Below are 22564 nucleotides of genomic sequence, written 5' to 3' on the forward strand. Positions count from 1 at the left end.
TGAGACAGCTTGGCCATCGAGATTTCTTGACCCTGCCGGGCAGGGGACGTAAGGCGCGGGTATGACCACCCGCGCCTTCATTGCCGGATGCTCCGGCCTCACACTCACCCCCGACGAGGCTGCCTTCTTCCGGGAGGCGCAGCCCTGGGGCTTCATCCTGTTCCGCCGCAACGTGGACAGCCCTGAGCAGGTGAGGGCGCTCTGCGCCTCCCTGAGGGACACGGTCGGCCGAACTGATGCCCCGATCCTGATCGACCAGGAGGGCGGCCGGGTCCAGCGCATGGGGCCGCCGCACTGGCCGAAATACCCCTCCGGCCGCACCTATGGGCAGCTCCACGCCAACGATCCTCTGGTCCAGCGGGAGATCGCCCGCCTCGGTGCGCGGCTGATCGCCCACGATCTGCGCTCCGTCGGCGTCACGGTGGATTGCCTGCCCGTCCTCGACGTGCCGTCGCCGGGCTCCCACGACATCATCGGCGACCGGGCCTATGGCAGGACGCCCGCCCAGGTGGCCATCCTCGGCCGGGCCGCCGCCGAGGGCCTGCTGGCAGGCGGCGTCCTGCCGGTGGTCAAGCACATGCCGGGCCACGGCCGGGCCGGGGCCGACAGCCATCTGGCGCTGCCCATCGTCGAGGCGTCCCGCGAGGAGCTGGAGCGGCACGATTTCGCGCCCTTCCGCATGCTCACCGACATGCCCCTCGCGATGACGGCGCACGTGGTCTACACGGCCCTCGACCCGGAGAATCCCGCCACCACCTCCCGCGTCGTCATGGAGGAGATCATCCGGGGCCATATCGGGTATGACGGGCTGGTGATGACCGACGATCTCTCCATGCACGCCCTGTCGGGCTCCTTCCGGAGCCGGACCGAGGCGGCTTTCGCGGCCGGCTGCGACATGGGTCTCCACTGCAACGGCAGCATGGAGGAGATGAGCGCGGTGGCCGAGGCTGCCCCCGTCCTGGCGGGCGAGTCCCTGCGCCGGGCTAACGCAGCGTTAGCGCGCATCACCCACGATCCGGAGCCCCTGGATCCTGTGGATGCGCGGGCGCGGCTCGATTCTGCTCTTGCGATGATCGCCTAAAGCCCGTGAAGCTGACTGCGCATCGTGCAGAAAAGTGGTTCCGGTTTTCTGCATCGGACGATGCGCTCTTGAAAAATGAGAGCATCGGGTGGATCCCAAAAGTGCCTTCCACTTTTGGGCCCGATGCTAAAGCCCATTGAGTTGAGTAGCGTCCATGGCAAAGCCCTTACCCTTTGACGAAGTCGAGCTGAACGAGCGCGCCGAGGGCGAGCCCGCCCTGCTCGTCGACGTGGACGGGTTCGAGGGGCCGCTCGACCTCCTGCTCGAACTGGCCCGGCGCCAGAAGGTGGACCTCCACCGCATCTCGATCCTGGCCCTGGCCGAGCAGTACATCGCCTTCATCGAGGAGGCCCGCCGCCTGCGCCTGGAGTTGGCGGCCGACTATCTCGTGATGGCGGCGTGGCTCGCCTATCTCAAGTCGCGCCTGCTGCTGCCCGAGCCGCCGAAGGGCGAGGAGCCGAGCGCCGAGGACCTGGCCTCCGCGCTCGCCCTGCGCCTGCGCCGCCTGGAGGCGATCCGCGAGGCGTCCAGGAAGATGGGCGAGCGCCAGTGGCTCGGCCGCGACGTCTTCGCCCGCGGCGCCCCGGAGCCGGTCGTCGTCCACCGGGAGTCCCAGTACGAGGCGAGCCTCTACGATCTGCTCAAGGCCTATGCCCATCAGCGGCAGATCCAGTTCAACGCCAGGGTTTCCCTGCACAAGCGCAACGTCTGGTCCCTGGTCGAGGCCCGGGAGGCCCTGGAGCGCCTGGTCGGGCACCTGAGCGACTGGGTGACCCTCGACACCTATCTCGTGGAATACATGGTCGAGCCCGCCATGCGCCCGACCGTTCTGGCCTCGGCCCTGTCCGCCACCCTGGAAATGGTGCGCGAGGGCAAGCTCACGGTCCGCCAGGACGAGGCCTTCGCACCGGTCTGGGTCAAGCCCGTCGCCGACCCGGCCGAGGCAGGAGTTTAGGATGCTGCCCGACATGCAGGACGAAACCCCCGAAACCCTCGACGATGAGGCTCCCGAGGCCATCCATGTGCCCGATCACGGCGAGGCCATGCGCGTCGCCGAGGCGCTGCTTTTCGCCTCCGCGGCTCCCCTGAGCGCCGAGGAGCTGGGCGGCCGCCTGCCGGAGGGGGCGGACGTGGAGAGGATCCTGCAGGACCTGACCGAGCTCTATGCCCCGCGAGGGGTGAACCTCGTCAGGGTGGCGGGGAAATGGACCTTCCGCACGGCGAGCGACCTGTCCTTCGTGCTCGCCCGCGACGTGGTCGAGCAGCGCAAGCTCTCCCGCGCCGCCATGGAGACGCTGGCCATCATCGCCTATCACCAGCCGGTGACCCGGGCCGAGATCGAGGAGATCCGCGGCGTGGCCACCTCGAAGGGCACCATCGACACGCTCCTGGAGACGGGCTGGATCCGCCTGCGGGGGCGCAGGAAGGCGCCGGGCCGCCCCGTGACCTACGGCACGACGCCGGCCTTCCTGGAGCATTTCGGCCTCGACGCCATCGAGGACCTGCCAGGCCTCGAGGAGCTCAAAGGCGCCGGCTTCATCGAGGGCCGCGTGCCCTCCGACTTCTCCGTGCCGATCCCGTCCGACGCCGATATCCTGCGCGAGGACGAGGATCCGCTGGAGGACGATCTCCTGCAGCCCCTGGACATGCACCAGACCGAGGCCGGCGAGGAATGACCGGCAGGCCCGCCGGCTCCGCCCGCGACCGGTTCCGCTTGCCCCGATGGGGCCAGCGCGGCACGGCGGGCGCGTCGATTCCCGCCCAGCTCTCCTTCGAGAACATCGTGCAGGCCTACGGCAGCCAGCGCGCCCTCGACGGCGTCTCGCTCACCATCGAGCCGGGGGAGATCGTGTGCCTGCTCGGCCATTCCGGCTGCGGCAAGACCACCTTGCTGCGCATCGCCGCGGGGGTCGAGGCTCCGACCTCCGGGCGCGTGCTCATGGACAGCCTTGAGGTCAGCGGGCCGAAGGCGTTCCTGGAGCCCGAGCGGCGCGGCATCGGCCTGATGTTTCAGGACTATGCCCTGTTTCCGCACATGACGATCCAGCAGAACATCATGTTCGGCCTGAAGGACATGTCGGCCTCTGAAGCCGGCATCGCCGCCCGCCGGGCCCTGTCCCGTGTGGGCCTGGAGCATTATGCCGGCGAGTACCCCCACACCCTGTCCGGCGGCGAGCAGCAGCGGGTGGCGCTGGCCCGCTCCATCGCGCCGCGCCCCGGCGTGCTGCTCATGGACGAGCCGTTCTCGAACCTGGACCGGCGCATGCGCGATGCGGTCCGCGACGAGACCGTCGCCATCTTGAGGGAAACCGGGGCTACGACCATCGTGGTGACCCACGATCCGGAGGAGGCGATGCGGATCGCCGACCGGATCGTGCTCATGCGCGCCGGCGCCATCATCCAGCAGGGCGAGGCCGAGGAGATCTACCGGCGGCCGGCGAGCCTTTTCGCCGCCCGGTTCTTCTGCGACTTCAACGAGCTCGAAGGCACGGTCCGGAACCGTCAGGTGACCTGTCCGGTCGGGGTCTTCCCGGCCCCGCACATGCCGGACGGCCCCGCCATCGTGTGCGTGCGTCCGCAGGGGGTGAGGCTGAAGCCTGCGGGCTTCTGCCTGCCGGGCCGGGTGGTCGCGCGCCGCTTCCTCGGGGAGGTCGACCTTGTCCATATCGACGTGCAGGGCGTCGACCGTCCGCTCCAGGCCCGTGTTCACGATCCCGTTGACGTGAAGGAGGGGCAGGATGTGGGCATCGAGGTCGATACGAAGGATGTCCTTGTTTTCGCCGCGTCCGACGCATAGGTTGGCGGCAAGTTATTAACCTGAAACGCCGCGCCCTCCGGGGCGCAGGAGGATTGCCATGGGTGGCACGAGTATTTGGCACTGGATCGTCGTGGGTCTGATCGTGGTCCTGCTGTTCGGACGCGGCAAGATTTCCGACATGATGGGCGATGTCGCGAAGGGCATCAAAGCCTTCAAGAAGGGCATGTCCGAGGACGACACCCCGGCCAAGCCGGCGCAGCCCTCCGAGCCGGTTCGGACCATCGACCATCAGAACGGCACGACCACCACGACCACCGTCTCGACGGATCACAAGGTCGGCTAAGCTGTGTGCGCGCGCCGCAGGACGTGGCGCGTGAGTCCGTGTGAGTACCTAAGAGGCAGGTTCGAGGCCGCGTCATGTTGGACATGAGCTGGGGTGAGATCATGGTGATCGGCGCCGCCGCGCTGATCGTGATCGGCCCGAAGGATCTGCCGAAGGCGCTGCGCACCGTGGGCCAGATGACCGGCAAGCTCCGCCGCATGGCGTCGGAGTTCCAGGGCCAGTTCAACGAGGCCATCCGGGAGGCCGAGCTCGACGAGGTCAAGAAGCAGCTCCAGGGCGTGAACGATTCCGTTCCGTCGCTCAACACGAGCTTCAACCCGATCCAGACCATCCGGGACGAGCTGAAGACCTCCATTGAGGCGCCCGCGACCCCGGAGAAGGCTCCGGAGCCGGCAGACCCGCAGATAGCCGGACCGGAAACGACCGCGGAGAGCCCGCAGGCCGCGTCAGATGCGTCGGTTCAGGCCGCCGTGGAAGGGCGCGCCGCCGATCCGCTCGTCGAGCTGCCGCTTCCGCCGAGCGTCGATCCGGCGGCGGAGATTGCCGATTCCCTGCGGCGGGAAGCCGAGTATGAAGCCCAGCAGGCTGCCCTTGCCGAGCACCTCTCAGAAAAACCGGACGCGAAAGTCGGATGACCACTGCCGTTGAAAACGATGAGGTCGAGTCGTCGCGCGCGCCTCTGATCGAGCATCTCACCGAGCTGCGCTCCCGCCTGATCAAGGCGCTGGTCGCGTTCGTGGTGATGTTCTTCCTCTGCTTTGCCGTCGCGAAATACATCTACAACGCCCTGGTATGGCCCTACGTCCTGGCGGTCGGCTCCCCCGAGCTGGCCCGTCTCGTCTATACCCACGGCCTCGAGTACCTGTTCACACAGATCCAGGTGGCGGCCTTCGGGGCAGGCTTCCTGGCGTTTCCCGTGATTGCCATGCAGGTCTACAAGTTCGTGGCGCCGGGCCTCTACAAGAACGAGCGGCGGGCCTTCGTGCCCTATCTGGTCGCCACGCCGGTCCTCTTCGCCATCGGGGCGGCATGCGTCTATTTCATCGCCATGCCGCTCCTCATGCGGTTCTCGGTGGGCATGCAGCAGCTGGCGACGGAGGCGGGACCGACCATCGAGTTCCTGCCCAAGGTCAGCGAATACCTGTCGCTGATCATGACCCTGATCTTCGCCTTCGGAATCTGCTTCCAGCTGCCGGTGATCCTGACCCTGCTGGCGCGAGCCGGGATCATCGATTCGCAGTTCCTGAAGGACAAGCGGCGCTACGCCATCGTGATCGTCTTCGTAATCGCCGCGATCCTGACCCCGCCGGACATCATCAGCCAGTTCGCCCTTGCGATCCCAACCCTGCTTCTTTACGAGGCGTCCATCTTCTCCGTCCGCATGGTCGAGAAGAAGCGTGCGGAAGCCGAGGCCGCGCGCGCGGCGGAGGAGTAGGGCCTACAGGCTCTACACAGAGGCCGCCGTCCTCGGCACAAGATTGAAGGGGCGGTCTTGTCATCGGGGCGAGGCTGCCTGACGAAGCAGGTCCTCATCCCATGCACGACATCCGTTCCATCCGCGAGAATCCCGCGGCTTTCGACCAAGGCCTCCGGAACCGGGGCATGGAGCCCTTGTCCGCCCGCCTGATCGCCCTCGACGACCAGCGCAAGAGCGCCATCTCGGCCCTGCAGGCCGCCACCGAGCGCCGCAATGCCATGTCCAAGGAGATCGGGCAGGCCAAGGCGAAGAAGGACGAGGCGCGGGCGCAGGATCTGATGGCCGAAGTCGCCCGCATCAAGGAGACGATGCCGGAGCTTGAGGAGGCCGAGCGCGTGGCCGAGAAGGCCCTGTTCGATGCCCTGGCCGCGATCCCGAATATTCCGAAGGAGGGCGTGCCGGTCGGTGCCGACGAGCACGGCAACGTGGAGCGTCACCGCGTCGGCAACCCGAGGAACCTGGCCGCCGCCAAGCAGCATTTCGAGATCGGCGAAGCCCTCGGCCTGATGGATTTCGAGACGGCCGCGAAGCTCTCCGGCTCGCGCTTCGTCGTGCTCAAGGGCGGCCTTGCGCGCCTGGAGCGGGCGCTCGGCCAGTTCATGATCGACCTGCACACCACCGAGCACGGCTACACGGAAGTGAACCCGCCGCTGCTGGTGCGCGACGACGCCATGTTCGGCACCGCGCAGCTGCCGAAGTTCGAGGACGATCAGTTCTGGGCCTTCCCCGGCAACTCCCTCGAACAGGTTGTGTCCGCCGCCCTCGAAGGCCAGCCGCGCGACGCTATCGCCAAAATGATCAGGGATACGCGCTACGGCATGATTCCGACCGCGGAGGTGACGCTCACCAATCTGGTGCGCGAGCAGATCCTCTCCGAGGAGGAGCTTCCCCTGCGCTTTACCGCGCTCACCCCGAGCTTCCGCGCCGAGGCGGGCTCCGCCGGCCGCGACACGCGCGGGATGATCCGCCAGCACCAGTTCGTGAAATGCGAGCTCGTCTCGATCACGACGCCCGAGACCTCGGCCGACGAGCACGAGCGCATGCTGACCAGCGCCGAGAACGTGCTGAAGAAGCTGGAGCTGCCGTTCCGCACGATGACGCTCTGCACTGGCGACATGGGCTTCTCCTCGACCAAGACCTACGACATCGAGGTGTGGCTGCCGGGGCAGGGGGCCTATCGCGAGATTTCGAGCTGCTCGGTCTGCTCCGACTTCCAGGCGCGGCGCATGAACGCCCGCTACCGCGCCGCGGGCGAGAAGCAGCCGCGCTTCGTGCACACGCTCAACGGCTCCGGCCTCGCGGTCGGCCGCACCCTCGTGGCGGTGCTGGAGAACTACCAGAACGAGGACGGCAGCGTCACGGTCCCGTCGGTGCTCCAGCCCTACATGGGCGGTCTCGCCCGCATCGAGCGTCAGGGCTGAACATGCGCATTCTCTGCACCAACGACGACGGCATCCACGCTCCCGGGCTCAAGAGCCTGGAGGCCATCGCGCGCGAGCTGTCGGACGATGTCTGGGTCGTCGCGCCCGAGACCGATCAGAGCGGCGTCGCGCATTCGCTCTCCCTCAACGATCCGCTGCGCCTGCGCGAGATTTCCAGCCGGCACTTCGCCGTCAAGGGAACGCCGACCGACTGCGTGATCATGGGTGTGCGCCACCTCATGCGCGACGCCAAGCCCGACCTCGTGCTCTCCGGCGTCAACCGGGGGCAGAACGTGGCCGAGGACGTGACCTATTCCGGCACCGTCGCCGGAGCCATCGAGGGCACGATCCTCGGCATTCCGTCCATCGCGCTCTCCCAGGCCTATGGCCCGGACACACGCAACTCGCCGCGCTGGCAATGCGCCGAACATCACGGCCCCAAGGTGGTGCGCAAGATCCTCGAAGCCGGGATCGACAAGGGGATTCTCGTCAACGTGAACTTCCCGGATTGCGAGCCTCAAGAGGTCGAGGGAACGGCCCTCGCCAACCAGGGGCAGCGCACCCAGGAGCTTCTGCGCCTCGACGAGCGTCGGGACGGGCGCGGCAATCCCTACTTCTGGATCGCGTTCGAGCGCCGTCCCTTCACGCCCGGCAACGGCACGGATCTCTGGGCCATCGCCAACCGGCGCATCGCCGTGACGCCTCTTCGCGTCGACATGACCGACGAGCCGACCCTAACCCGCTACGCCCAGGCCTTCGGCTGAGGAGGGCGCGGGCGCGATGAACCAGGATCTGCCATACTGGCCCGAAGCGGACGATGCCCGCGACGAGCAGGCGGCGATCGGGGCCGCGTCCTTCATCCTATCCCTGCGGGCGAAAGGCATCCGCGACACGGCGCTGCTGCGGGCCATGGAACTCGTGCCGCGCGAGGTCTTCGCGCCGCGCCGCTTCACCGATCTCGCTCGGACCGACGTCGCCCTGCCTCTGCCCTGCGGCCAGACCATGACGGGGCCGAGAACGGTGGCCGCCATGCTGCTGGCGCTCGGCGTGCAGCCCGGCCAGCGGGTGCTGGAGGTGGGCACGGGCAGCGGCTACGTGACGGCGCTCCTGGCGCGGCTCGGGGCGGAGGTGACGAGCGTCGAGCGCTACAACACCCTGGCGGCTGCCGCGGCCCAGCACCTCAAGATCGTCGAGGCCGGCAATGTCCGCCTGGAGGTGGGCGACGGGCTCGCCACGCGGATCCGGGATCGCTTCGACCGCATTCTGCTGAACGGCGCGCGCGCGGAGCTCCCGGAAACCCTCATGCCTCTCCTAGGGTCCGGTGGGCGCCTCGTCGGGGCGCTCACCGTCGAGGGCATGCCTCGCCTCGTGAAGATCGAGCGCGGTGCCGACGGAGAACTAGCGCAGAGCCTCGGCGTGCCTCTGCGGATTTCCCCGCTCGTCACCGGGATTGCGGCGACTCTCTAGCGCATCGTGCGAAAAAGTGGATCCCGGTTTTTCGCGCTCGACGATGCGCCAGAGAATCAAGAGCATCGGGTGAATCCCAAAAGTGCACGCCACTTTTGGGCCCGAGGCTCGGCCGAATCGAAATTTTTTCGACAAGGTTACGAGAAAGTGCGCACCATCAACCGTTGCTTAACCTGAACAGGCTTTTAATCGCTTCATCGAGTTGCGTTCGATTGGGGTTGAGTGATGCGTTTGCGTATGGGTTCTGAGCATTGGGGTGCGGTGTCTCGGATCGCTCTGGTGAGTTTGATCGGCAGTGCCGCGGCGGCGTGCAGTACCGACAGCGCGCGGTTCGCGGAGAACCCATTCTCCAATCCATTCGCGGCCAGCGAGCGGATGGAATCCGGCGCGTCAGTTCCCTCGCAGCCTCAGGCTTCCCCGGCCTATGCGGCCGCTCCGATGCCGACCGCTTCGGTCCAGGCCCAGGCCCTGCCGCCGGTGCAGGCCCAGCCTCTCTCGCAGCCCGCCCGCATCGCCTCGGCTCCCGCCCCCGTCCAGCCGCGCCCCGTGCCGGCCGCTCAGACGGCGGCTGCCCAGCCCAAGTTCCGCCTCGTCGACACGTCCAAGGTCCCGGCCGCCACGACTCCGGTCGCCGATGCCGAGCCGGCCCGGCGCGTTCGCCCTGGCACAACCATGACGGCGCAGGCTCCCGCTGCTCCGGCTCCCGCCAAGGCGGCGCCCATGCAGGTCGCGTCGGCCGTCGATGAGCCTCTGGTTTCGGCGCCCAAGCCGCTCGTTTCCGCGCCGAAGCCGGTCGTCGAGCAGCCCAAGGTTGCGGCTCTGACCCAACCCGAAGCGGTGAAGCCCGTCGCGCCTGTGGCACCGGCCCCGCAGCCGGAGGCCGCGAAAGCTCCGGCGCCGGAGCCAGAGCAGACCGCCAGCGTTCCGGCCGGCGACTTCCGCTGGCCCGCCCGCGGCCGCGTGATCGCCGGGTTCGGCGCCAATGGCGGCAACGAGGGCATCAACATCGCCGTCCCCGAAGGCACGCCCGTGAAGGCGACCGAGGCCGGCACCGTGACCTATGCGGGCAGCGAGGTGAAGGGCTACGGCAACCTCGTCCTGATCAAGCACGAGAACGGCTACGTCTCAGCCTATGCCCACAACGGCTCTCTGAACGTGAAGCGCGGCGAGCAGGTGAAGCGCGGCCAGGTGATCGCCACCTCCGGCCAGACCGGCAACGTGACCTCGCCCCAGCTGCACTTCGAGATCCGCAAGGGCGCGCAGCCCGTCGATCCGCTGAAGTATCTCGGCGGCTGATCCTGGATAGAACTTCGGTCGGCTTCGAACTTCGAGGCTGGCCCAACGAGGGGACGGTGGAGCTCAGCCACCGTCCCTTTGTCGTTTCAGATCGCCTTGCCCAGACGTCCCGCAAGGTCCTGGATGAACTGCCACGCGGTGCGGCCCGAGCGGGCGCCGCGGGTGGTGGCCCATTCGAGGGCCTCGGCGCGGACCGCCTCACGGTCGGCCTTGAGGCCCAGATGGTCCACATAGCCGAAGACCATGTCGAGATACTCGTCCTGGCTGCATTTGTGGAAGCCGAGCCAGAGGCCGAAGCGGTCGGACAGGGACACCTTCTCTTCGATGGCCTCGCCGGGGTTGATCGCCGTCGAGCGCTCGTTCTCCATCATGTCGCGGGGCAGGAGGTGGCGGCGGTTGGAGGTGGCGTAGAAGATCACGTTGTCCGGCCGCCCCTCGATCCCGCCCTCCAGAACCGCCTTGAGCGACTTGTAGGAGGTGTCGTCCGCATCGAATGACAGGTCGTCGCAGAACACGATGAAGCGGTGCGGATCGGCCCGGAGCAGGCCCATGAGGTCCGGGAGGGTCTCGATGTCCTCCCGATGGATCTCGATGAGCTTGAGGGGGCGGGAATCGGCCGGCCGGGTGTGGTTGATCTCCGCATGGACCGCCTTGACCAGGGACGACTTGCCCATGCCCCGGGCGCCCCAGAGCAGGGCGTTGTTGGCCGGCAGCCCCCTGGCGAAGCGCCCGGTGTTCTCCGCCAGCTGGTCCCGCACCCGGTCGATGCCCCGCAGGAGGCTCATCTCGACCCGGTTCACCTTGGGGACGGGGGAGAGCCTGCGCCCCACCGCCTGCCAGACGAAGGCGTCGGCCGCCGTAAAATCGGCGTGAGCGGCTCCGGTAGGGGTGAGCCTCTCAAGGGCATCGGCAATGCGGGTCAGAAGCGCCAGGGATTCAGGAGAATTCAGGTCTGCAGGCATCGGGAACAAGGCCATCCAGAGTGGGTGAGGGGATTGCTTAGCGCAGAAAGCGTCAAACGGTCCACCGAGAGGCCTTTGGAAACCGAGCATCGGACCCAAAAGTGGAGGCCACTTTTGGGGAAATCCGATGCTTCTTTCATAGAAAGGCACATCGTCGGGCGCGGAAAACCGGTGCCCACTTTTCCGCACGATGTGCCTGCAACTTCATTGATTTCGCGGAGTCGATGGGTATAGTCCGCCACGCTTTGTATCCCGTCCGGCGCGGGTAGGCCCCACATGTGCCTGCCACGCGCCTTTATCCATGGAGAGCCGCTTGTTCATTTCACCTGCCTACGCACAAGGGGCCCCCGCGGCCGGCGGAATGGAGATGATCCTTCAATTCGTCCCGTTCATCCTCATATTCGTCATCATGTGGTTCCTGATCATCCGGCCCCAGCAGCGCCGGGTGAAGGCTCACCAGGAGATGATCAAGAACGTGCGTCGCGGCGATACGGTCGTCACCTCCGGCGGCATCATCGGCAAGGTGACCAAGGTGACCGAGGACGCGGCGGATATCGAGGTCGAGATCGCCGACGGCGTGCGGGTGAAGGTGGCTCGCGCCATGATTTCCGACGTCCGCTCCAAGAGCGAGCCTGTGAAGGCCTGATTGAGACAAGGCCGGCCCTTCCTCATGGGGATGGGCCGGTTCGCCGCAGCGGGCTGCGGCAGAGTGTGTGAAAGGTTGAGCTGACGATGCTGCGCTTCTCCAAATCGAAGATCATCGCCACGATGGCGGTCATCCTGATCGGTCTGCTCCTGGCGGTTCCGAGCATGATGTCCCGCGAGCAGCGTGAGGGCTACCTGAATGCCATTCCGAGCTGGGTGCCATCCTGGCTCGTGCCGTCCCGCGCCATCGTGCTGGGCCTCGACCTGCAGGGCGGCTCGCACGTTCTGCTCGAGGTCGACAACCAGGATCTGCTGCGCGGCCAGATCACCCTGCTGCGCGACGACGTCCGCCGCATCCTGCGCGACACCCGCGTCTCGTCCCAGAACGGCATCCAGACCATCCAGCGCGGCGTGCAGATCCGCGTGCCGGATGCGGCCGACCGCGACCGGCTCCTGCCGCGCCTGCGCGAGCTGTCGCAGCCGATCGGCAATGCCATGCTGGGTCAGGCGGGCGGCAATTCCATCGAGATCAACACGTCCCCGGACGGCGTGATCACGATGACCTACACGGAGGCCGGCATCAACGAGCGCGTGCGCCGCGCCGTCGACCAGTCCATCGAGGTCATCCGCCGCCGCGTGGACTCGACCGGCACGACCGAGCCCAGCATCCAGCGCCAGGGCGCCGACCGCGTCCTCGTCCAGGTTCCGGGTCTCCAGGATCCGCAGCAGCTGAAGGCGCTCCTCGGCGAGACCGGCAATCTCGAGTTCCGCCTGCTCGCTCAACAGGGCGCGACGGATGTGGACATGCTGCCCATGGAGGATGCAGGCGGCCAGCGGGTCCCGGTCGAGCGCAGGGTCATCGCCGAAGGCGGCGACCTGACCGACGCGCAGCCGGCCTTCGATACGCAGACCAACCAGCCCATCGTGAATTTCCGCTTCAACATCCGCGGCGCGCAGCGCTTCGGCCAGGCGACGACGGAGAACCTCGGGCGCCAGCTCGCCATCGTTCTGGACAACCGGGTGATCTCCGCTCCGACGATCCAGTCGCCCATCACCGGCGGCTCGGGCCAGATCTCCGGCAGCTTCACGGTCGAGCAGGTGAACAATCTCGCCGTGCTGCTCCGCTCCGGCGCCCTGCCGGCGAAGCTCACCATCGTCGAGGAGCGCACCGTCGGCCCAGGCCTCGGGCGCGACTCCATCGAGGCCGGCAAGATGGCCACCTACGTGGCGGCCGTGTTCGTCGTCATCTTCATGTTCGCCACCTACGGCCTCTTCGGCCTGTTCGCGAACATCGCGCTGATCGTCCATGTGGGCCTCATCTTCGGCCTCATGTCGGTTCTGGAAGCCACGCTCACGCTCCCGGGCATCGCCGGCATCGTGCTCACCATCGGCACGGCGGTCGACTCGAACGTGCTGATCTACGAGCGCATCCGCGAGGAAGTGCGGGCGGGCCGGTCCATCGTGTCGGGCATCCAGGCCGGCTTCGACCGGGCCTTCGCGACCATCGTGGACTCCAACAGCACCATGGCCATCGCGGCGGTGATCCTGTTCTTCCTCGGCTCCGGCCCCGTGCGCGGCTTCGCGGTCGTGTTCATTCTCGGCATCCTGACGACGGTTCTCACCGCCGTGACCCTGACGCGCATGATGATCGCGCTCTGGTATCACTGGATGCGTCCCAAAGCTCTTCCGTTTTAAGGAGTGCGTATCGTGCGCCTCATCCGCCTCTGGCCCGAAAACTCCCATTTCGACTTCATGCGCTTCCGGCGCTTCTCGTTCCCGCTGTCGGCCGTCATCTCCATCCTGACGGCGGTGATGCTTCTGTCCGGCGGCCTCCACTTCGGCATCGACTTCCAGGGCGGCACGCTCATGGAAATCCAGGCCCGGTCCGGCCAGGCCGATGTGGGCCAGATCCGGCAGACCGCCCAAGGCTTCGGCTTCGGTGATGTCGAGGTGCAGGAGTTCGGCTCCGCCGGCGAGGTCTCCCTGCGCTTCCCCATCCAGGAGGGCGGCGAAGCCGCGCAGGCTGCCGTGGTGCAGAAGGCGCGCGACACGTTCAGCGCCGAGTACGATTTCCGCCGCGTCGAGACCGTGGGCCCCCGCGTCTCGGGCGAGCTCGTGCAGTCCGGCACCATCGGCGTCGTGCTCTCGGTCATCGCGGTTCTGTTCTATCTCTGGTTCCGCTTCGAGCGGGAGCTGGCGATGGCGTCGATCATCGGCACGCTCCACGACATCGTGCTCACCATCGGGTTCTTCGTGATCACCGGCCACGAGTTCAACATGACCTCGATCGCCGCGATCCTGACCATCGTCGGCTACTCGCTCAACGAGACCGTGGTGGTGTTCGACCGTACCCGCGAGCTGATGCGCCGCTACAAGACGATGCCGGCCGAGGAACTGCTGAACCTCTCGATCAACCACACCATGTCGCGCACGATCATGACGGCGATGACCACGGCGCTGTCGCTCCTGGCGCTGGTGCTGTTCGGCGGACAGGCGATCCAGGGCTTCGCCCAGGTCATGCTCTACGGCGTCGTCATCTGCACGTATTCGGCCATCTTCATCTCGTCTCCCATGCTGATCTATATCGGTCTGCGCGGCTCGGAGGCCGTGAAAGTGCCGGAGGGCAGGGCCGCCGCAGCGGAGTAAGCTCATGAACGCCGGCCGCCTCTATGACGGGTTCCTGCCGGGACGCTACCAGTTCGACGCCTACGGCAATGGCGGCTTCCGCTTCGGGGACATGTCCCATCGCGGCTCCGTGCTGGCGCTGCCGTCGGGGGTCAGGGCATGGCCGGTCGCGTCCATGGCCGACCTGACCGACGAGGTGCTCGATCCGATCTTCGCCGAGGGCGATGCGCTCGAACTCCTGCTCTTCGGTACGGGCGCCGACATCGCGGCGCTGCCGGCCGCGTTCCGCACGCGGTTCCGGGAGGCTGGGATCGGGCTCGACGTGATGCAGACGGGAGCGGCCGCGCGGACCTACAACATCCTGCTCGCCGAGAACCGCAAGGTCGGCGCCGCCCTCATCGCCGTCCCTTAAGATGGCGGAAGCGATCTCCAACTTCGCCCATTGCGAAGCCCTCGTGCGCGAAGCCGATCCCGACCGCTACTGGGCGAGCCTGTTCGCTCCCGTCGAGAAGCGGCCGCATCTCTACGCGCTCTATGCCTTCAACTTCGAGATCGCCCGCGTGCGCGAGGCGGTGCGCGAGGCGCTCGTCGGCGAGATCCGCCTGCAATGGTGGCGCGACGCCTTGCAGGGCGAGGCGCGGGGCGACGTGCGGGCCAACCCCGTGGCGGCCGCGCTCGACGACACCATCGTCAAGTTCCGCCTGCCGCGCCAGTCGCTGGTCGACCTGATCGATGCCCGGATCTTCGATCTCTACGAGGATCCGATGCCGAGCCTCAACGACCTCGAGGGCTATTGCGGCGAGACCTCGTCCAGCCTGATCCAGCTTGCAAGCCTCATCCTCTCCGATGGCGCGAACCCCGGCACGGCCGATGCCGCCGGGCATGCCGGCGTGGCCTATGCCATCGCGGGCCTGCTGCGGGCCTTCCCGATCCATGCGCGCCAGGGGCAGGTCTACGTGCCGGCGGATATCCTGGCGAAGCACGGCGTCGTGCGGGAGGACATCGTCACGGGGCGCGGCGGACCCGGGCTCAAGGGCGCGCTCGCCGATCTGCGCGCCGTCGCCCGCAGGCATCTCGAACAGGCGCGGGCGCTGCGCAGCACGATCCCGAACGCGGCCAAGCCAGCCTTCCAGCCCGTGGCACTGGTGGAGCCCTATCTCAAGGCCATGGAGCGTGCGGATTACGAACCGTTCCATACGGTGGTGGACATTCCGCAATGGCGCCGGGTCTGGGCGCTCTGGCGCGGACCGTTCTAGCAGATTTTGGTCATCCCGGACGGAGCGTCAGCGGAGATCCGGGATCGCTAGAACCAGCCTAGCACTGTCATTCCGGGGCCACGTAGCGAAGCCCGGGATCCATAACCGCTGACGATGCAGAAAAGAGTGCGACGCTGACCGCCTCTTCTTGAGACCTCGTGTTTATGGATCCCCGCCTGCGCGGGGATGACAGTGTTGAGGTTCGGGTGCCACATTCTGCACCCGATCCCGGATCGGCTCACGCCGTCCGGGATGACCGCTCACTCATTCAGCAGCCTGAGGCAGGGCGCCGCCTGACAGCCACGCGGCCAGATCCGCCCGAGCCCGGTCCGTCAGCGCCTTTTTCCGGGCAACGGCCTTGGCCGGTCCGCGCAGGCGCTTGCCGTCCTCGGCTTTCGGCGTGAAATCTATCGGCGGGAAGAGGCCGAAATTGACGTTCATCGGCTGGAAGGAACGCGGCCCCTCGTCGATGGTCTCGATGTGCCCGCCGGTGATGTGATTGATGAGCGCGCCGAGTGCCGTCGTATGCGGCAGGGGCTGGATCGGGCGGCCCAGCCGCTCGGCGGCGGCGAAGCGGCCGGTCATCAGGCCGACCGCCGCGCTTTCCACATAGCCCTCGCAGCCGGTGATCTGGCCGGCGAAGCGCAGGCGCGGCATCGCCGTCAGGCGCAGCGTCGGGTCGAGGAGCTTGGGCGAGTTCAGATACGTGTTGCGGTGGATGCCGCCGAGGCGGGCGAACTCGGCATTCTCCAGGCCCGGGATCATGCGCAGGATCGCGCTCTGGGCGCCGTATTTCAGCTTGGTCTGGAAGCCCACCATGTTGAACAGGGTGCCGAGCGCATTGTCCTGGCGCAGCTGCACGATGGCGTAGGGCTTCTTGTCCGGATTGCGCGGGTCGGTGAGGCCGACGGGCTTCATGGGGCCGTGGCGCAGGGTCTCGCGGCCGCGCTCCGCCATCACTTCGATGGGCAGGCAGCCATCGAAATAGGGGGTGTTGGCCTCCCATTCCTTGAACTCGGTCTTGTCGCCCGCGATCAGCGCATCGATGAAGGCTTCGTACTGCTCCCGGGTCATGGGGCAGTTGATGTAGTCCTTGCCCGTGCCGCCCGGCCCGACCTTGTCGTAGCGCGACTGGAACCAGGCGACGTCCATGTTGATGGACTCCCGGTAGACGATGGGCGCGATGGCGTCGAAGAACGCCAGCGACGTCTCGCCGGTGAGATCGAGAATGGCCTGTGCGAGAGCCGGCGAGGTGAGGGGGCCGGTGGCGACGATGACCGAGGACCAGTCCTCGGGCGGCAACCCGGCGATCTCGCCGCGGTCGATGGTGATGAGGGGATGGGCCTCGAGGGCTGCCGTCACGGCCGCCGAGAAGCCGTCGCGGTCCACCGCGAGCGCGCCGCCGGCGGGCACCTGGTTGGCATCGCCCTTGGCCATGATCAGCGAACCGAGCGAGCGCATCTCCTGATGCAGCAGGCCGACCGCGTTGGTCTCGGCATCGTCCGACCGGAAGGAGTTGGAGCAGACGAGCTCGGCCAGGCCGTCCGTCTTGTGCGCATCGGTACCGCGGACAGGGCGCATCTCGTGAAGCACGACGGGCACGCCCGCCTGGGCGATCTGCCAAGCCGCTTCCGAACCGGCGAGGCCGCCGCCGATGACGTGAATGGGTTCAAGCTTGCTCATGGGCCTGAAGTAACGAGCGCCGATGGGGCAATCAACCATTATCTCATAAGGAGAAAGCGAGGCTTATGAGGTCCAAATGCCACGGGAGGGCATGGCCGTCCTGCGGCCACGCCCTCCCGACACTCCTTCCATGCGAAGGTCGGAGCGTTCGTCTTAGTAGATCAAGAAGCAATCGGCCGACAGAGCCGTGCCTGCCTTGAACTGCGCGAACTGGATCGCGGCGCCGGCGCCATTGCCGTCGGCATCGTAATACAGTGCGCCTGTCGCTTTGTCGTAAACCAGCCGGTCGTCCGCATCCTTGGCGCGCTTGCCGATACAGAAGTTCGAGGCGGCAAGTGGGCCGCTGTCCCTGGCGTCCTGATCCACGGGCTGCTTTGGCCAAACGTCAAGAGCTTCGAATTCATAGGCATTCAGGATGATCTTCTCGCCGATCTTGCTCTTGAAGTCGGTCACTCGGTCGATGCTCTTGCCCAGCTCTCCACCGAAGCTGAACGTATCCACGCCGGAACCGCCTGTCAGAACATCACTTCCAGCGCCGCCGCTGATGAGATCGTTCCCGGCGCCGCCATTCAGGACGTCATCGCCGCCACCCCCATGCAAACGGTCATTGGCCCTGGTTCCCACGATCCTGTCATCGGCGGAATCGCCCTTGAAGATGAACCCATCACCATCGAAGTTCAGTCCGAACGGTGAATAGCCCTTGGTGCTGATTTTCTTGTAAGCCATTGTTGTCTCCATTGAAGATTGCAGTTGTTAGCCCTCGCCATGGAACATACGTCTGTCGGCGAAGGTCGCAGCGAAATAACGTTAAAAAAACCTGCTTCAATGGACTTGTCTCGCCAAAGCTTGGCCATGCATAAGCCCGTGGTTTAGGCTGTGCGAAATGTTACAAGTCGGCTCAGCTGATGGATCCGACAGTTCGGTCAGCTTGAGTTCTTTAGGGGAAGCTCAACATGCCAGTTCAACGCTCGGTCGTCCTCATTACAGGCGGAAGCCGCGGCATAGGGGCTGCGGTGGCTCGGCTCGCGGCCGAGCGCGGCTATGATGTGGCGATTACCTATCGGTCCGAGCGCGAGGCGGCCGAGCAGGTCCTTGCCGCCTGCCGTTCTGCCGGGGCGAAAGCCGTGGCCTGTCAGGGCGACGTGGCCGTGGAGGGCGACGTGGGGCGCCTGTTCGACGAGGCCGAGGCGGCCCTGGGGCCGGTCTCGCATGTGGTCAATAACGCGGGCATCACGGGAAAGTCCGGCAAGCTGGCGCAGACATCCAGCGAGACCATCCGCGATTGCATCGACATCAATGTCCTGGGTGCCCTGTGGGTCGCGCGCGAGGCCGCGCGAAGGCTGCCGAACAGCCCCGGCGGGATCTCGAGAAGCATCGTCAACATCTCGTCGGTGGCCGCATCCCTCGGCAGCCCGAACGAGTATGTCTGGTATGCGGCCTCGAAGGGCGCCATCGACTCGCTGACGATCGGAATGGCGAAGGAGCTGGCGCCCGAGGGGATCCGGGTCAATGCGGTCTCGCCGGGCATGACCAGAACGGACATCCACGAGCGGAGCACCCAGGATGCCGGGCGCCTGGAGCGGCTTCGGTCCTACATCCCGCTCAACCGGATCGGCGAGCCGGGGGAGGTGGCCGAGGCGGTGCTATTCCTGATGTCCGATGCCGCCTCCTACATCACCGGGGCGAACATGCCGGTTTCCGGCGGGCGCTGACGGGCTCCAGACAAGCGAACGCCCGCCTGAGGGGCGGGCGAGGGCCTTTGCTGCAGTGCAGCGGAGATTTACGCGGCGACGTGCTCGCGAGCGATGCTCTCGATCTGGAAGCGCGAGATGCCGAGATCGTCGAGCTCGCGGTCGGAGAGCAGCGAGAGTTCGCGGACGGTCTCGCGATAGCGCAGGTAAGAGCGGACCTTAGACAGAATGTAGGACACGAACATGGGAAGCTCCTCATCAGTTACCGGCCCCTGTGGCCGGTTGCTTTTGTTCTTGCGTGTGCAGTGCGGATATAAGTGTGTGCACTGCCGAAGAGGAGTGGTAATAATGTAGGGCTGTTATGCTTTAGTAGCATAGCGGGCTAATGCCACGTTAACCCTAGTGCCGGACAGGCATGGCTGGCGGAGCTGCCGGCAGGTTCCCGAACTCGATCCGTTCGCGCGGCAGGGCGTGGGGGTAGGTCTCCTGCAGCCATGTGATCAGCTTCTCGCGGATCTCGTGGCGCAGGTTCGCGGAATTGCCCGATGACGCCGCACTCATCAATCCGCGCAGCTCGATGGTTCGCTCCTTGGTGTCGGTCACATGCAGAAGGCCGACTTGGCCGTCCCAGAGCTCCGAGGCCTTCAGGAGTTCCTGAAACTTCTCCCTGACGGCCTCGATAGGGGTGGAGTAATCCAGGTACCAGAACACGCTCCCGAGGATCGAGCTCGTCTGCCGGGTCCAGTTCTGGAACGGCTTCTCCATGAAGTACGACAGGGGCACCACCAGTCGGCGCCAGTCCCAGAGGCGAATCACCACGTAGGTGGTCTGAATTTCCTCGATGGTGCCGAACTCGCCCTCGACGAGCACTTCGTCCCCCAGGCGGACCGGCTGGGTAATCGCCAGCTGGACGCCCGCGATGAGGCTGGACAGCATCGGGCGGGCGGCCAGGCCGATGGCCAAGCCCGCGACGCCGGCCGAGGCGAAGAGGCTGACCCCGTATTGGCGCACGGACGGAATCGTCATCAGCATGGCCGACAGGGTCAGGAAGCCCAGGCCGAACACCACGATCCGGCGCAGGAGGCGCACCTGGGTCAGGAGCTTGCGGCTGAGCACGCTGTCCTCGGAGCCCCTGAGCGCCCGGCGCAGGTAGATCTCCGAGGCGGTGTTGACGATGGTGATTGCGCTCCAGCCCAGGAAGATGATGAAGCCGAAGAGCAATCCCCATTCGAGGACCTGATAGCCCGGCCCGCGATCCGGCACGGCCTGCAGCATCACCCCCAGGCCGAGGACGAGCAGGCCGAGGCGGGTCGGCGGCCCGATCCGATTCAGGAGTTTGCGCCCGAACTCAGCCAGACGGCCCCGCAGCGCCCATTGAAGGGCGCTCATGATCAGCGAGTGGAGAAACAGGAGCAGGATGGCGGCCACGCTCAGGAAGGCGATGCTGATCAGCCAGTCGGGCCATAGGTTCTGCCACCGCTCCAAGGCGTCGGTTATGGTTACGGTGATGTTCTGCATAGGGACGCAACGCAGGGTCGCAGCGCGTGTTCCCGATCCCGCGCCGGACTTTGCAGCGCACCATGGACGAGCGACCCGGTGCCCGCGCCTGCGTCAGCGTCCGTGGGTATCGATGCGCACCACCGCCCGGAAGGGGCCGTAATCCGTCCGCTTTCTCACATCGAGCTGAATGCGCCCGCTCGTTCTGGTCTCGAACCTGCCGGAGGAGCGCAGGCCCGACGACCGGGTGAGCGTGTCGGACCGCACCCGGCCGCTGATGCGGACGCAGGTGTCGGAGGATTGAAGCATCGCGAAGCCGGGAGGGCAGGAAGAGGCCGCCTCGGCTTGGCTCGCGAGGAGCAGGCTTGCGAGGATCAGACTTGGGAGAGCAAGGGCGAGCAGAAGGGGCCTCATAGCAGGGAGAAGTTTAGATTCCTGCCGGCGCCGTGGCAAGCTCCCGGCGCAGCCCTCAGAGGTTGTCCGTTCCGCTCCGGCGGCCGTAATGCGGAGCGACGTCCGGACGATCCACCTCCACGTGGAACTGCTCGGCCTTGGGGCTGTAGTCCTGGATCGCCCCAATACCGTAGCGATAGGCCATCTCGCCGCCGAGCCAGCCGCTGAACAGCAGCAGGGCCGTCTGGATGCCCGAGAGCCAGATGCCCCAGCCCTGAACCCCGGCCGCCGGATCGTCCAGGCGCACGCCGACATTCACGAGGGCGAGGGCGACCACCACGAGATTGGCCACCATGTGCGCCCATGAGACCCAGACATTGCGCACCCGGTCGATGGTCACGAAGTCGATCATGCCGGGAACGGCGGCCACGAGGGCGGTGACGATGCCGGCGATGAGGAGCCAGTAGGAAGCCTGAGCCCAGAAGGCATCCTGGGTAGCCAGGAAGGCGATGTCCGTGCCGAAGGCTCCGATCAGGAAGGCAACGGGAAAGACGATCAGCATGTGATGAAGCGGGTGTCCGGCGATGGCCGCCGTGCTCTGCACCCCGTGACGATGATACCGGCCCATAATATGCTCCTCTCACGCTTGGCTTGAGGAAAATGCTCCGGCCAAGCCTTCGTTCCGAGCGCACGCCGATCCGCCGCATGCGATGGCGCTGGACATCCGGACGGCTATGGGAGATAGCCTGCCCCGCATTCCGCAGGGGAATGACCTGCGGAGGTCATCCTTGCGGCGGTCTGATCGAACGGATGACGACACTTCCGATGGTTCTTGATCCTGCCACCCTCACTGTCGCATTCGTGCTCCTGTCGGCCGTGCTCGGCACGCTGCTGATATTCTCATGGACCCTGAATCGCCGGCTCAATGCCATGGCGTGGTGGGGAAGCGCCTTCTGGCTGATCGGAATCGGGATCGGCACGGCCAATCTCGGGAAGGGGCCTCCGAGCTATCCGGTCCTTCTGCTGGCGAATGCCGCCGGGATCCTGGCCTATGGCGCTCTCTATGTCGGCTGCCGCATCTTCAACGACCGCCGCGGCCTCATCATTCCGCTCGGGCTCGGCGTTGCCATCTGGGCGGCAGCCTTTCCCTTCATCTACGACTCGCAGGGGTACAGGCTCATCCTGGCCTGTATTCTGACGGGGAGCTACTCGGGCTTGGCCGCCTGGGAGCTGTGGCGCCATGCCGTGCAGCCGCTCGCCTCTCAGCGAGTAGCAGTGGTGCTGCTGTCGGGTCTTGCCGTCTTCAATCTCCTGCGCGGCCTGCTCGGCATCTCGCTGACCTCCGTTCCCTGGATCGACAGCTTCGGCCGGCGCTGGTCGTCGGAGATGGCCCTGTTCCTGGTGGTGATCGGTCCGACGCTCGCCTTCATGTTCCTGTCCATGGCCAAGGAACGCCTGAAGTTCGAGTACAAGCAGGCCGCTCTCGTCGACGACCTGACCGGCATTCCAAACCGGCGCGCCTTTCTGCAGGCGGCCTCCAGGCTGCTCGATCGCCTGCACGACCGGCCGGCGAGCTGCCTGCTGTTCGACCTCGACAACTTCAAAGCCATCAACGACCGTCATGGCCATGCCGCCGGCGACCGAATCCTCGGCGTCTTCGCCCGCACGCTCTCCGACAACCTGCCGAAGGGGACATTCGGCAGGCTGGGCGGTGAGGAGTTCGCCGCGATCCTCCCCATGGGGGAGAAGGACGCCGCGAGGCTCGCCGAGAACATCCGCCACGCCTTCGCCGAAGCCGGAAGGGCTGCCCTTGCGACGAACGAAGAAGTGACCGTCAGCATCGGCTGCGCGACGGTGTCCCGATCCATGACCGAGGATCTGCTGCGTCGCGCGGACCGCGCGCTCTATCGCGCCAAGGAGAGCGGGCGGAACATCGTCGTGATGGCTTGAATGCGGGCCCTCCCGCCCG

At 66.4% G+C, this 22564-nt stretch carries 25 protein-coding genes; 18 read left to right on the forward strand and 7 right to left on the reverse strand.

Annotated elements, in window-relative coordinates:
- Window positions 1-61: 61 nt before the first annotated feature.
- From nagZ to JAO75_RS08740, 11 genes are all read left to right on the forward strand, one after another.
- Window positions 62-1081 (forward strand): beta-N-acetylhexosaminidase, encoded by a 1020-nt coding sequence (nagZ, locus tag JAO75_RS08690; protein ID WP_199048349.1) that lies wholly within the window; start codon window positions 62-64, stop codon window positions 1079-1081.
- Window positions 1082-1235: 154 nt separating this feature from the next.
- Complete coding sequence (locus tag JAO75_RS08695) at window positions 1236-2036, forward strand: segregation and condensation protein A (protein ID WP_199048351.1); 801 nt, start codon at window positions 1236-1238, stop codon at window positions 2034-2036.
- A gap of 1 nt (window position 2037) precedes the next feature.
- Window positions 2038-2757 (forward strand): SMC-Scp complex subunit ScpB, encoded by a 720-nt coding sequence (gene scpB / locus JAO75_RS08700; RefSeq protein ID WP_199048353.1) that lies wholly within the window; start codon window positions 2038-2040, stop codon window positions 2755-2757.
- A complete protein-coding gene (locus JAO75_RS08705) occupies window positions 2754-3878 on the forward strand; it encodes an ABC transporter ATP-binding protein (RefSeq protein ID WP_199048355.1) in 1125 nt (374 codons plus the stop codon). The genes scpB and JAO75_RS08705 overlap by 4 nt, the downstream gene beginning before the upstream one ends.
- Window positions 3879-3936: 58 nt before the next feature.
- Entirely contained in the window at window positions 3937-4182 is a 246-nt protein-coding gene (locus tag JAO75_RS08710; RefSeq protein WP_199048357.1) for a twin-arginine translocase TatA/TatE family subunit, read from the forward strand.
- A 74-nt stretch (window positions 4183-4256) separates the two neighbouring features.
- A complete protein-coding gene (gene tatB, locus JAO75_RS08715; protein WP_199048358.1) occupies window positions 4257-4817 on the forward strand; it encodes a Sec-independent protein translocase protein TatB in 561 nt (186 codons plus the stop codon).
- Window positions 4814-5617: a twin-arginine translocase subunit TatC gene (tatC, locus tag JAO75_RS08720; protein WP_199048359.1), complete on the forward strand. Its 804-nt coding sequence runs from the start codon at window positions 4814-4816 to the stop codon at window positions 5615-5617. Before tatB ends, tatC begins: the two co-directional genes overlap by 4 nt.
- Before the next feature lie 101 nt (window positions 5618-5718).
- Entirely contained in the window at window positions 5719-7080 is a 1362-nt protein-coding gene (gene serS / locus JAO75_RS08725) for a serine--tRNA ligase (RefSeq protein WP_199048360.1), read from the forward strand.
- A gap of 2 nt (window positions 7081-7082) precedes the next feature.
- Window positions 7083-7844 (forward strand): 5'/3'-nucleotidase SurE, encoded by a 762-nt coding sequence (surE, locus tag JAO75_RS08730; RefSeq protein ID WP_199048361.1) that lies wholly within the window; start codon window positions 7083-7085, stop codon window positions 7842-7844.
- Between the two features lie 16 nt (window positions 7845-7860).
- On the forward strand, window positions 7861-8547 hold the full coding sequence (locus JAO75_RS08735) for a protein-L-isoaspartate O-methyltransferase family protein (protein ID WP_199048362.1): 687 nt from the start codon (window positions 7861-7863) through the stop codon (window positions 8545-8547).
- Window positions 8548-8826: 279 nt separating this feature from the next.
- A complete protein-coding gene (locus JAO75_RS08740; RefSeq protein WP_343234577.1) occupies window positions 8827-9843 on the forward strand; it encodes a peptidoglycan DD-metalloendopeptidase family protein in 1017 nt (338 codons plus the stop codon).
- An 86-nt stretch (window positions 9844-9929) separates the two neighbouring features.
- On the opposite strand, the gene JAO75_RS08745 is transcribed toward JAO75_RS08740, so the two are convergent.
- Entirely contained in the window at window positions 9930-10820 is an 891-nt protein-coding gene (locus JAO75_RS08745) for an ATP-binding protein (RefSeq protein WP_199048365.1), read from the reverse strand.
- A gap of 352 nt (window positions 10821-11172) precedes the next feature.
- Here JAO75_RS08745 and yajC point away from each other — a divergent pair, with 352 nt between their 5' ends.
- The 5 genes from yajC (at window position 11173) to JAO75_RS08770 (ending at window position 15331) form a co-directional block, all read left to right on the forward strand.
- Window positions 11173-11451, forward strand: a complete 279-nt coding sequence (yajC, locus tag JAO75_RS08750) for a preprotein translocase subunit YajC (protein ID WP_199048366.1) — start codon at window positions 11173-11175, stop codon at window positions 11449-11451.
- A gap of 86 nt (window positions 11452-11537) precedes the next feature.
- Window positions 11538-13145, forward strand: coding sequence for a protein translocase subunit SecD (gene secD / locus JAO75_RS08755; protein WP_199048367.1), 1608 nt, complete (start codon window positions 11538-11540; stop codon window positions 13143-13145).
- Between the two features lie 12 nt (window positions 13146-13157).
- Window positions 13158-14096: a protein translocase subunit SecF gene (gene secF, locus JAO75_RS08760; protein ID WP_199048368.1), complete on the forward strand. Its 939-nt coding sequence runs from the start codon at window positions 13158-13160 to the stop codon at window positions 14094-14096.
- A gap of 4 nt (window positions 14097-14100) precedes the next feature.
- Complete coding sequence (locus JAO75_RS08765; RefSeq protein WP_199048369.1) at window positions 14101-14487, forward strand: Mth938-like domain-containing protein; 387 nt, start codon at window positions 14101-14103, stop codon at window positions 14485-14487.
- Window position 14488: 1 nt separating this feature from the next.
- On the forward strand, window positions 14489-15331 hold the full coding sequence (locus JAO75_RS08770) for a phytoene/squalene synthase family protein (RefSeq protein WP_199048370.1): 843 nt from the start codon (window positions 14489-14491) through the stop codon (window positions 15329-15331).
- Window positions 15332-15595: 264 nt separating this feature from the next.
- Here JAO75_RS08770 and trmFO read toward each other — a convergent pair whose 3' ends face one another.
- Together trmFO and JAO75_RS08780 are read right to left on the reverse strand one after the other, a co-directional pair.
- Window positions 15596-17014: a methylenetetrahydrofolate--tRNA-(uracil(54)-C(5))-methyltransferase (FADH(2)-oxidizing) TrmFO gene (gene trmFO / locus JAO75_RS08775; protein ID WP_199048372.1), complete on the reverse strand. Its 1419-nt coding sequence runs from the start codon at window positions 17012-17014 to the stop codon at window positions 15596-15598.
- Window positions 17015-17167: 153 nt separating this feature from the next.
- Window positions 17168-17740, reverse strand: a complete 573-nt coding sequence (locus JAO75_RS08780) for a calcium-binding protein (protein ID WP_199048374.1) — start codon at window positions 17738-17740, stop codon at window positions 17168-17170.
- 227 nt (window positions 17741-17967) lie between these two features.
- Here JAO75_RS08780 and JAO75_RS08785 point away from each other — a divergent pair, with 227 nt between their 5' ends.
- Window positions 17968-18726, forward strand: coding sequence for a glucose 1-dehydrogenase (locus tag JAO75_RS08785; protein WP_199048376.1), 759 nt, complete (start codon window positions 17968-17970; stop codon window positions 18724-18726).
- 68 nt (window positions 18727-18794) lie between these two features.
- Here the strand turns inward: JAO75_RS08785 and JAO75_RS08790 are convergent, their stop codons facing one another.
- From JAO75_RS08790 to JAO75_RS08805, 4 genes are all read right to left on the reverse strand, one after another.
- Window positions 18795-18950, reverse strand: coding sequence for a DUF1127 domain-containing protein (locus JAO75_RS08790; RefSeq protein ID WP_199048378.1), 156 nt, complete (start codon window positions 18948-18950; stop codon window positions 18795-18797).
- A gap of 154 nt (window positions 18951-19104) precedes the next feature.
- Complete coding sequence (locus JAO75_RS08795) at window positions 19105-20223, reverse strand: mechanosensitive ion channel family protein (RefSeq protein WP_199048380.1); 1119 nt, start codon at window positions 20221-20223, stop codon at window positions 19105-19107.
- 93 nt (window positions 20224-20316) lie between these two features.
- Window positions 20317-20616 carry a hypothetical protein gene (locus JAO75_RS08800; RefSeq protein ID WP_210340205.1) on the reverse strand — a complete coding sequence of 100 codons (300 nt, stop codon included), beginning with the start codon at window positions 20614-20616 and terminating at the stop codon, window positions 20317-20319.
- Window positions 20617-20671: 55 nt separating this feature from the next.
- Window positions 20672-21223, reverse strand: coding sequence for a DUF2231 domain-containing protein (locus JAO75_RS08805; protein ID WP_199048384.1), 552 nt, complete (start codon window positions 21221-21223; stop codon window positions 20672-20674).
- 197 nt (window positions 21224-21420) lie between these two features.
- On the opposite strand from JAO75_RS08805, the gene JAO75_RS08810 reads away from it, so the two are divergent.
- Window positions 21421-22545 (forward strand): GGDEF domain-containing protein, encoded by a 1125-nt coding sequence (locus tag JAO75_RS08810; protein WP_199048387.1) that lies wholly within the window; start codon window positions 21421-21423, stop codon window positions 22543-22545.
- The last annotated feature ends 19 nt before the right edge of the window (window positions 22546-22564 follow it).

This window comes from Microvirga splendida, assembly GCF_016427565.1.
Taxonomy (GTDB): domain Bacteria; phylum Pseudomonadota; class Alphaproteobacteria; order Rhizobiales; family Beijerinckiaceae; genus Microvirga; species Microvirga splendida.

Bases quoted from the DNA above. Each gene is read 5' to 3' on its own strand.
- nagZ (WP_199048349.1), top strand. From the start codon at position 62: ATGACCACCCGCGCCTTCATTGCCGGATGCTCCGGCCTCACACTCACC.
- JAO75_RS08695 (WP_199048351.1), top strand. From the start codon at position 1,236: ATGGCAAAGCCCTTACCCTTTGACGAAGTCGAGCTGAACGAGCGCGCC.
- scpB (WP_199048353.1), top strand. From the start codon at position 2,038: ATGCTGCCCGACATGCAGGACGAAACCCCCGAAACCCTCGACGATGAG.
- JAO75_RS08705 (WP_199048355.1), top strand. From the start codon at position 2,754: ATGACCGGCAGGCCCGCCGGCTCCGCCCGCGACCGGTTCCGCTTGCCC.
- JAO75_RS08710 (WP_199048357.1), top strand. From the start codon at position 3,937: ATGGGTGGCACGAGTATTTGGCACTGGATCGTCGTGGGTCTGATCGTG.
- tatB (WP_199048358.1), top strand. From the start codon at position 4,257: ATGTTGGACATGAGCTGGGGTGAGATCATGGTGATCGGCGCCGCCGCG.
- tatC (WP_199048359.1), top strand. From the start codon at position 4,814: ATGACCACTGCCGTTGAAAACGATGAGGTCGAGTCGTCGCGCGCGCCT.
- serS (WP_199048360.1), top strand. From the start codon at position 5,719: ATGCACGACATCCGTTCCATCCGCGAGAATCCCGCGGCTTTCGACCAA.
- surE (WP_199048361.1), top strand. From the start codon at position 7,083: ATGCGCATTCTCTGCACCAACGACGACGGCATCCACGCTCCCGGGCTC.
- JAO75_RS08735 (WP_199048362.1), top strand. From the start codon at position 7,861: ATGAACCAGGATCTGCCATACTGGCCCGAAGCGGACGATGCCCGCGAC.
- JAO75_RS08745 (WP_199048365.1), bottom strand. From the start codon at position 10,820: ATGGCCTTGTTCCCGATGCCTGCAGACCTGAATTCTCCTGAATCCCTG.
- yajC (WP_199048366.1), top strand. From the start codon at position 11,173: ATGATCCTTCAATTCGTCCCGTTCATCCTCATATTCGTCATCATGTGG.
- secD (WP_199048367.1), top strand. From the start codon at position 11,538: ATGCTGCGCTTCTCCAAATCGAAGATCATCGCCACGATGGCGGTCATC.
- JAO75_RS08765 (WP_199048369.1), top strand. From the start codon at position 14,101: ATGAACGCCGGCCGCCTCTATGACGGGTTCCTGCCGGGACGCTACCAG.
- JAO75_RS08770 (WP_199048370.1), top strand. From the start codon at position 14,489: ATGGCGGAAGCGATCTCCAACTTCGCCCATTGCGAAGCCCTCGTGCGC.
- trmFO (WP_199048372.1), bottom strand. From the start codon at position 17,014: ATGAGCAAGCTTGAACCCATTCACGTCATCGGCGGCGGCCTCGCCGGT.
- JAO75_RS08780 (WP_199048374.1), bottom strand. From the start codon at position 17,740: ATGGCTTACAAGAAAATCAGCACCAAGGGCTATTCACCGTTCGGACTG.
- JAO75_RS08785 (WP_199048376.1), top strand. From the start codon at position 17,968: ATGCCAGTTCAACGCTCGGTCGTCCTCATTACAGGCGGAAGCCGCGGC.
- JAO75_RS08790 (WP_199048378.1), bottom strand. From the start codon at position 18,950: ATGTTCGTGTCCTACATTCTGTCTAAGGTCCGCTCTTACCTGCGCTAT.
- JAO75_RS08795 (WP_199048380.1), bottom strand. From the start codon at position 20,223: ATGCAGAACATCACCGTAACCATAACCGACGCCTTGGAGCGGTGGCAG.
- JAO75_RS08800 (WP_210340205.1), bottom strand. From the start codon at position 20,616: ATGAGGCCCCTTCTGCTCGCCCTTGCTCTCCCAAGTCTGATCCTCGCA.
- JAO75_RS08805 (WP_199048384.1), bottom strand. From the start codon at position 21,223: ATGGGCCGGTATCATCGTCACGGGGTGCAGAGCACGGCGGCCATCGCC.
- JAO75_RS08810 (WP_199048387.1), top strand. From the start codon at position 21,421: ATGGTTCTTGATCCTGCCACCCTCACTGTCGCATTCGTGCTCCTGTCG.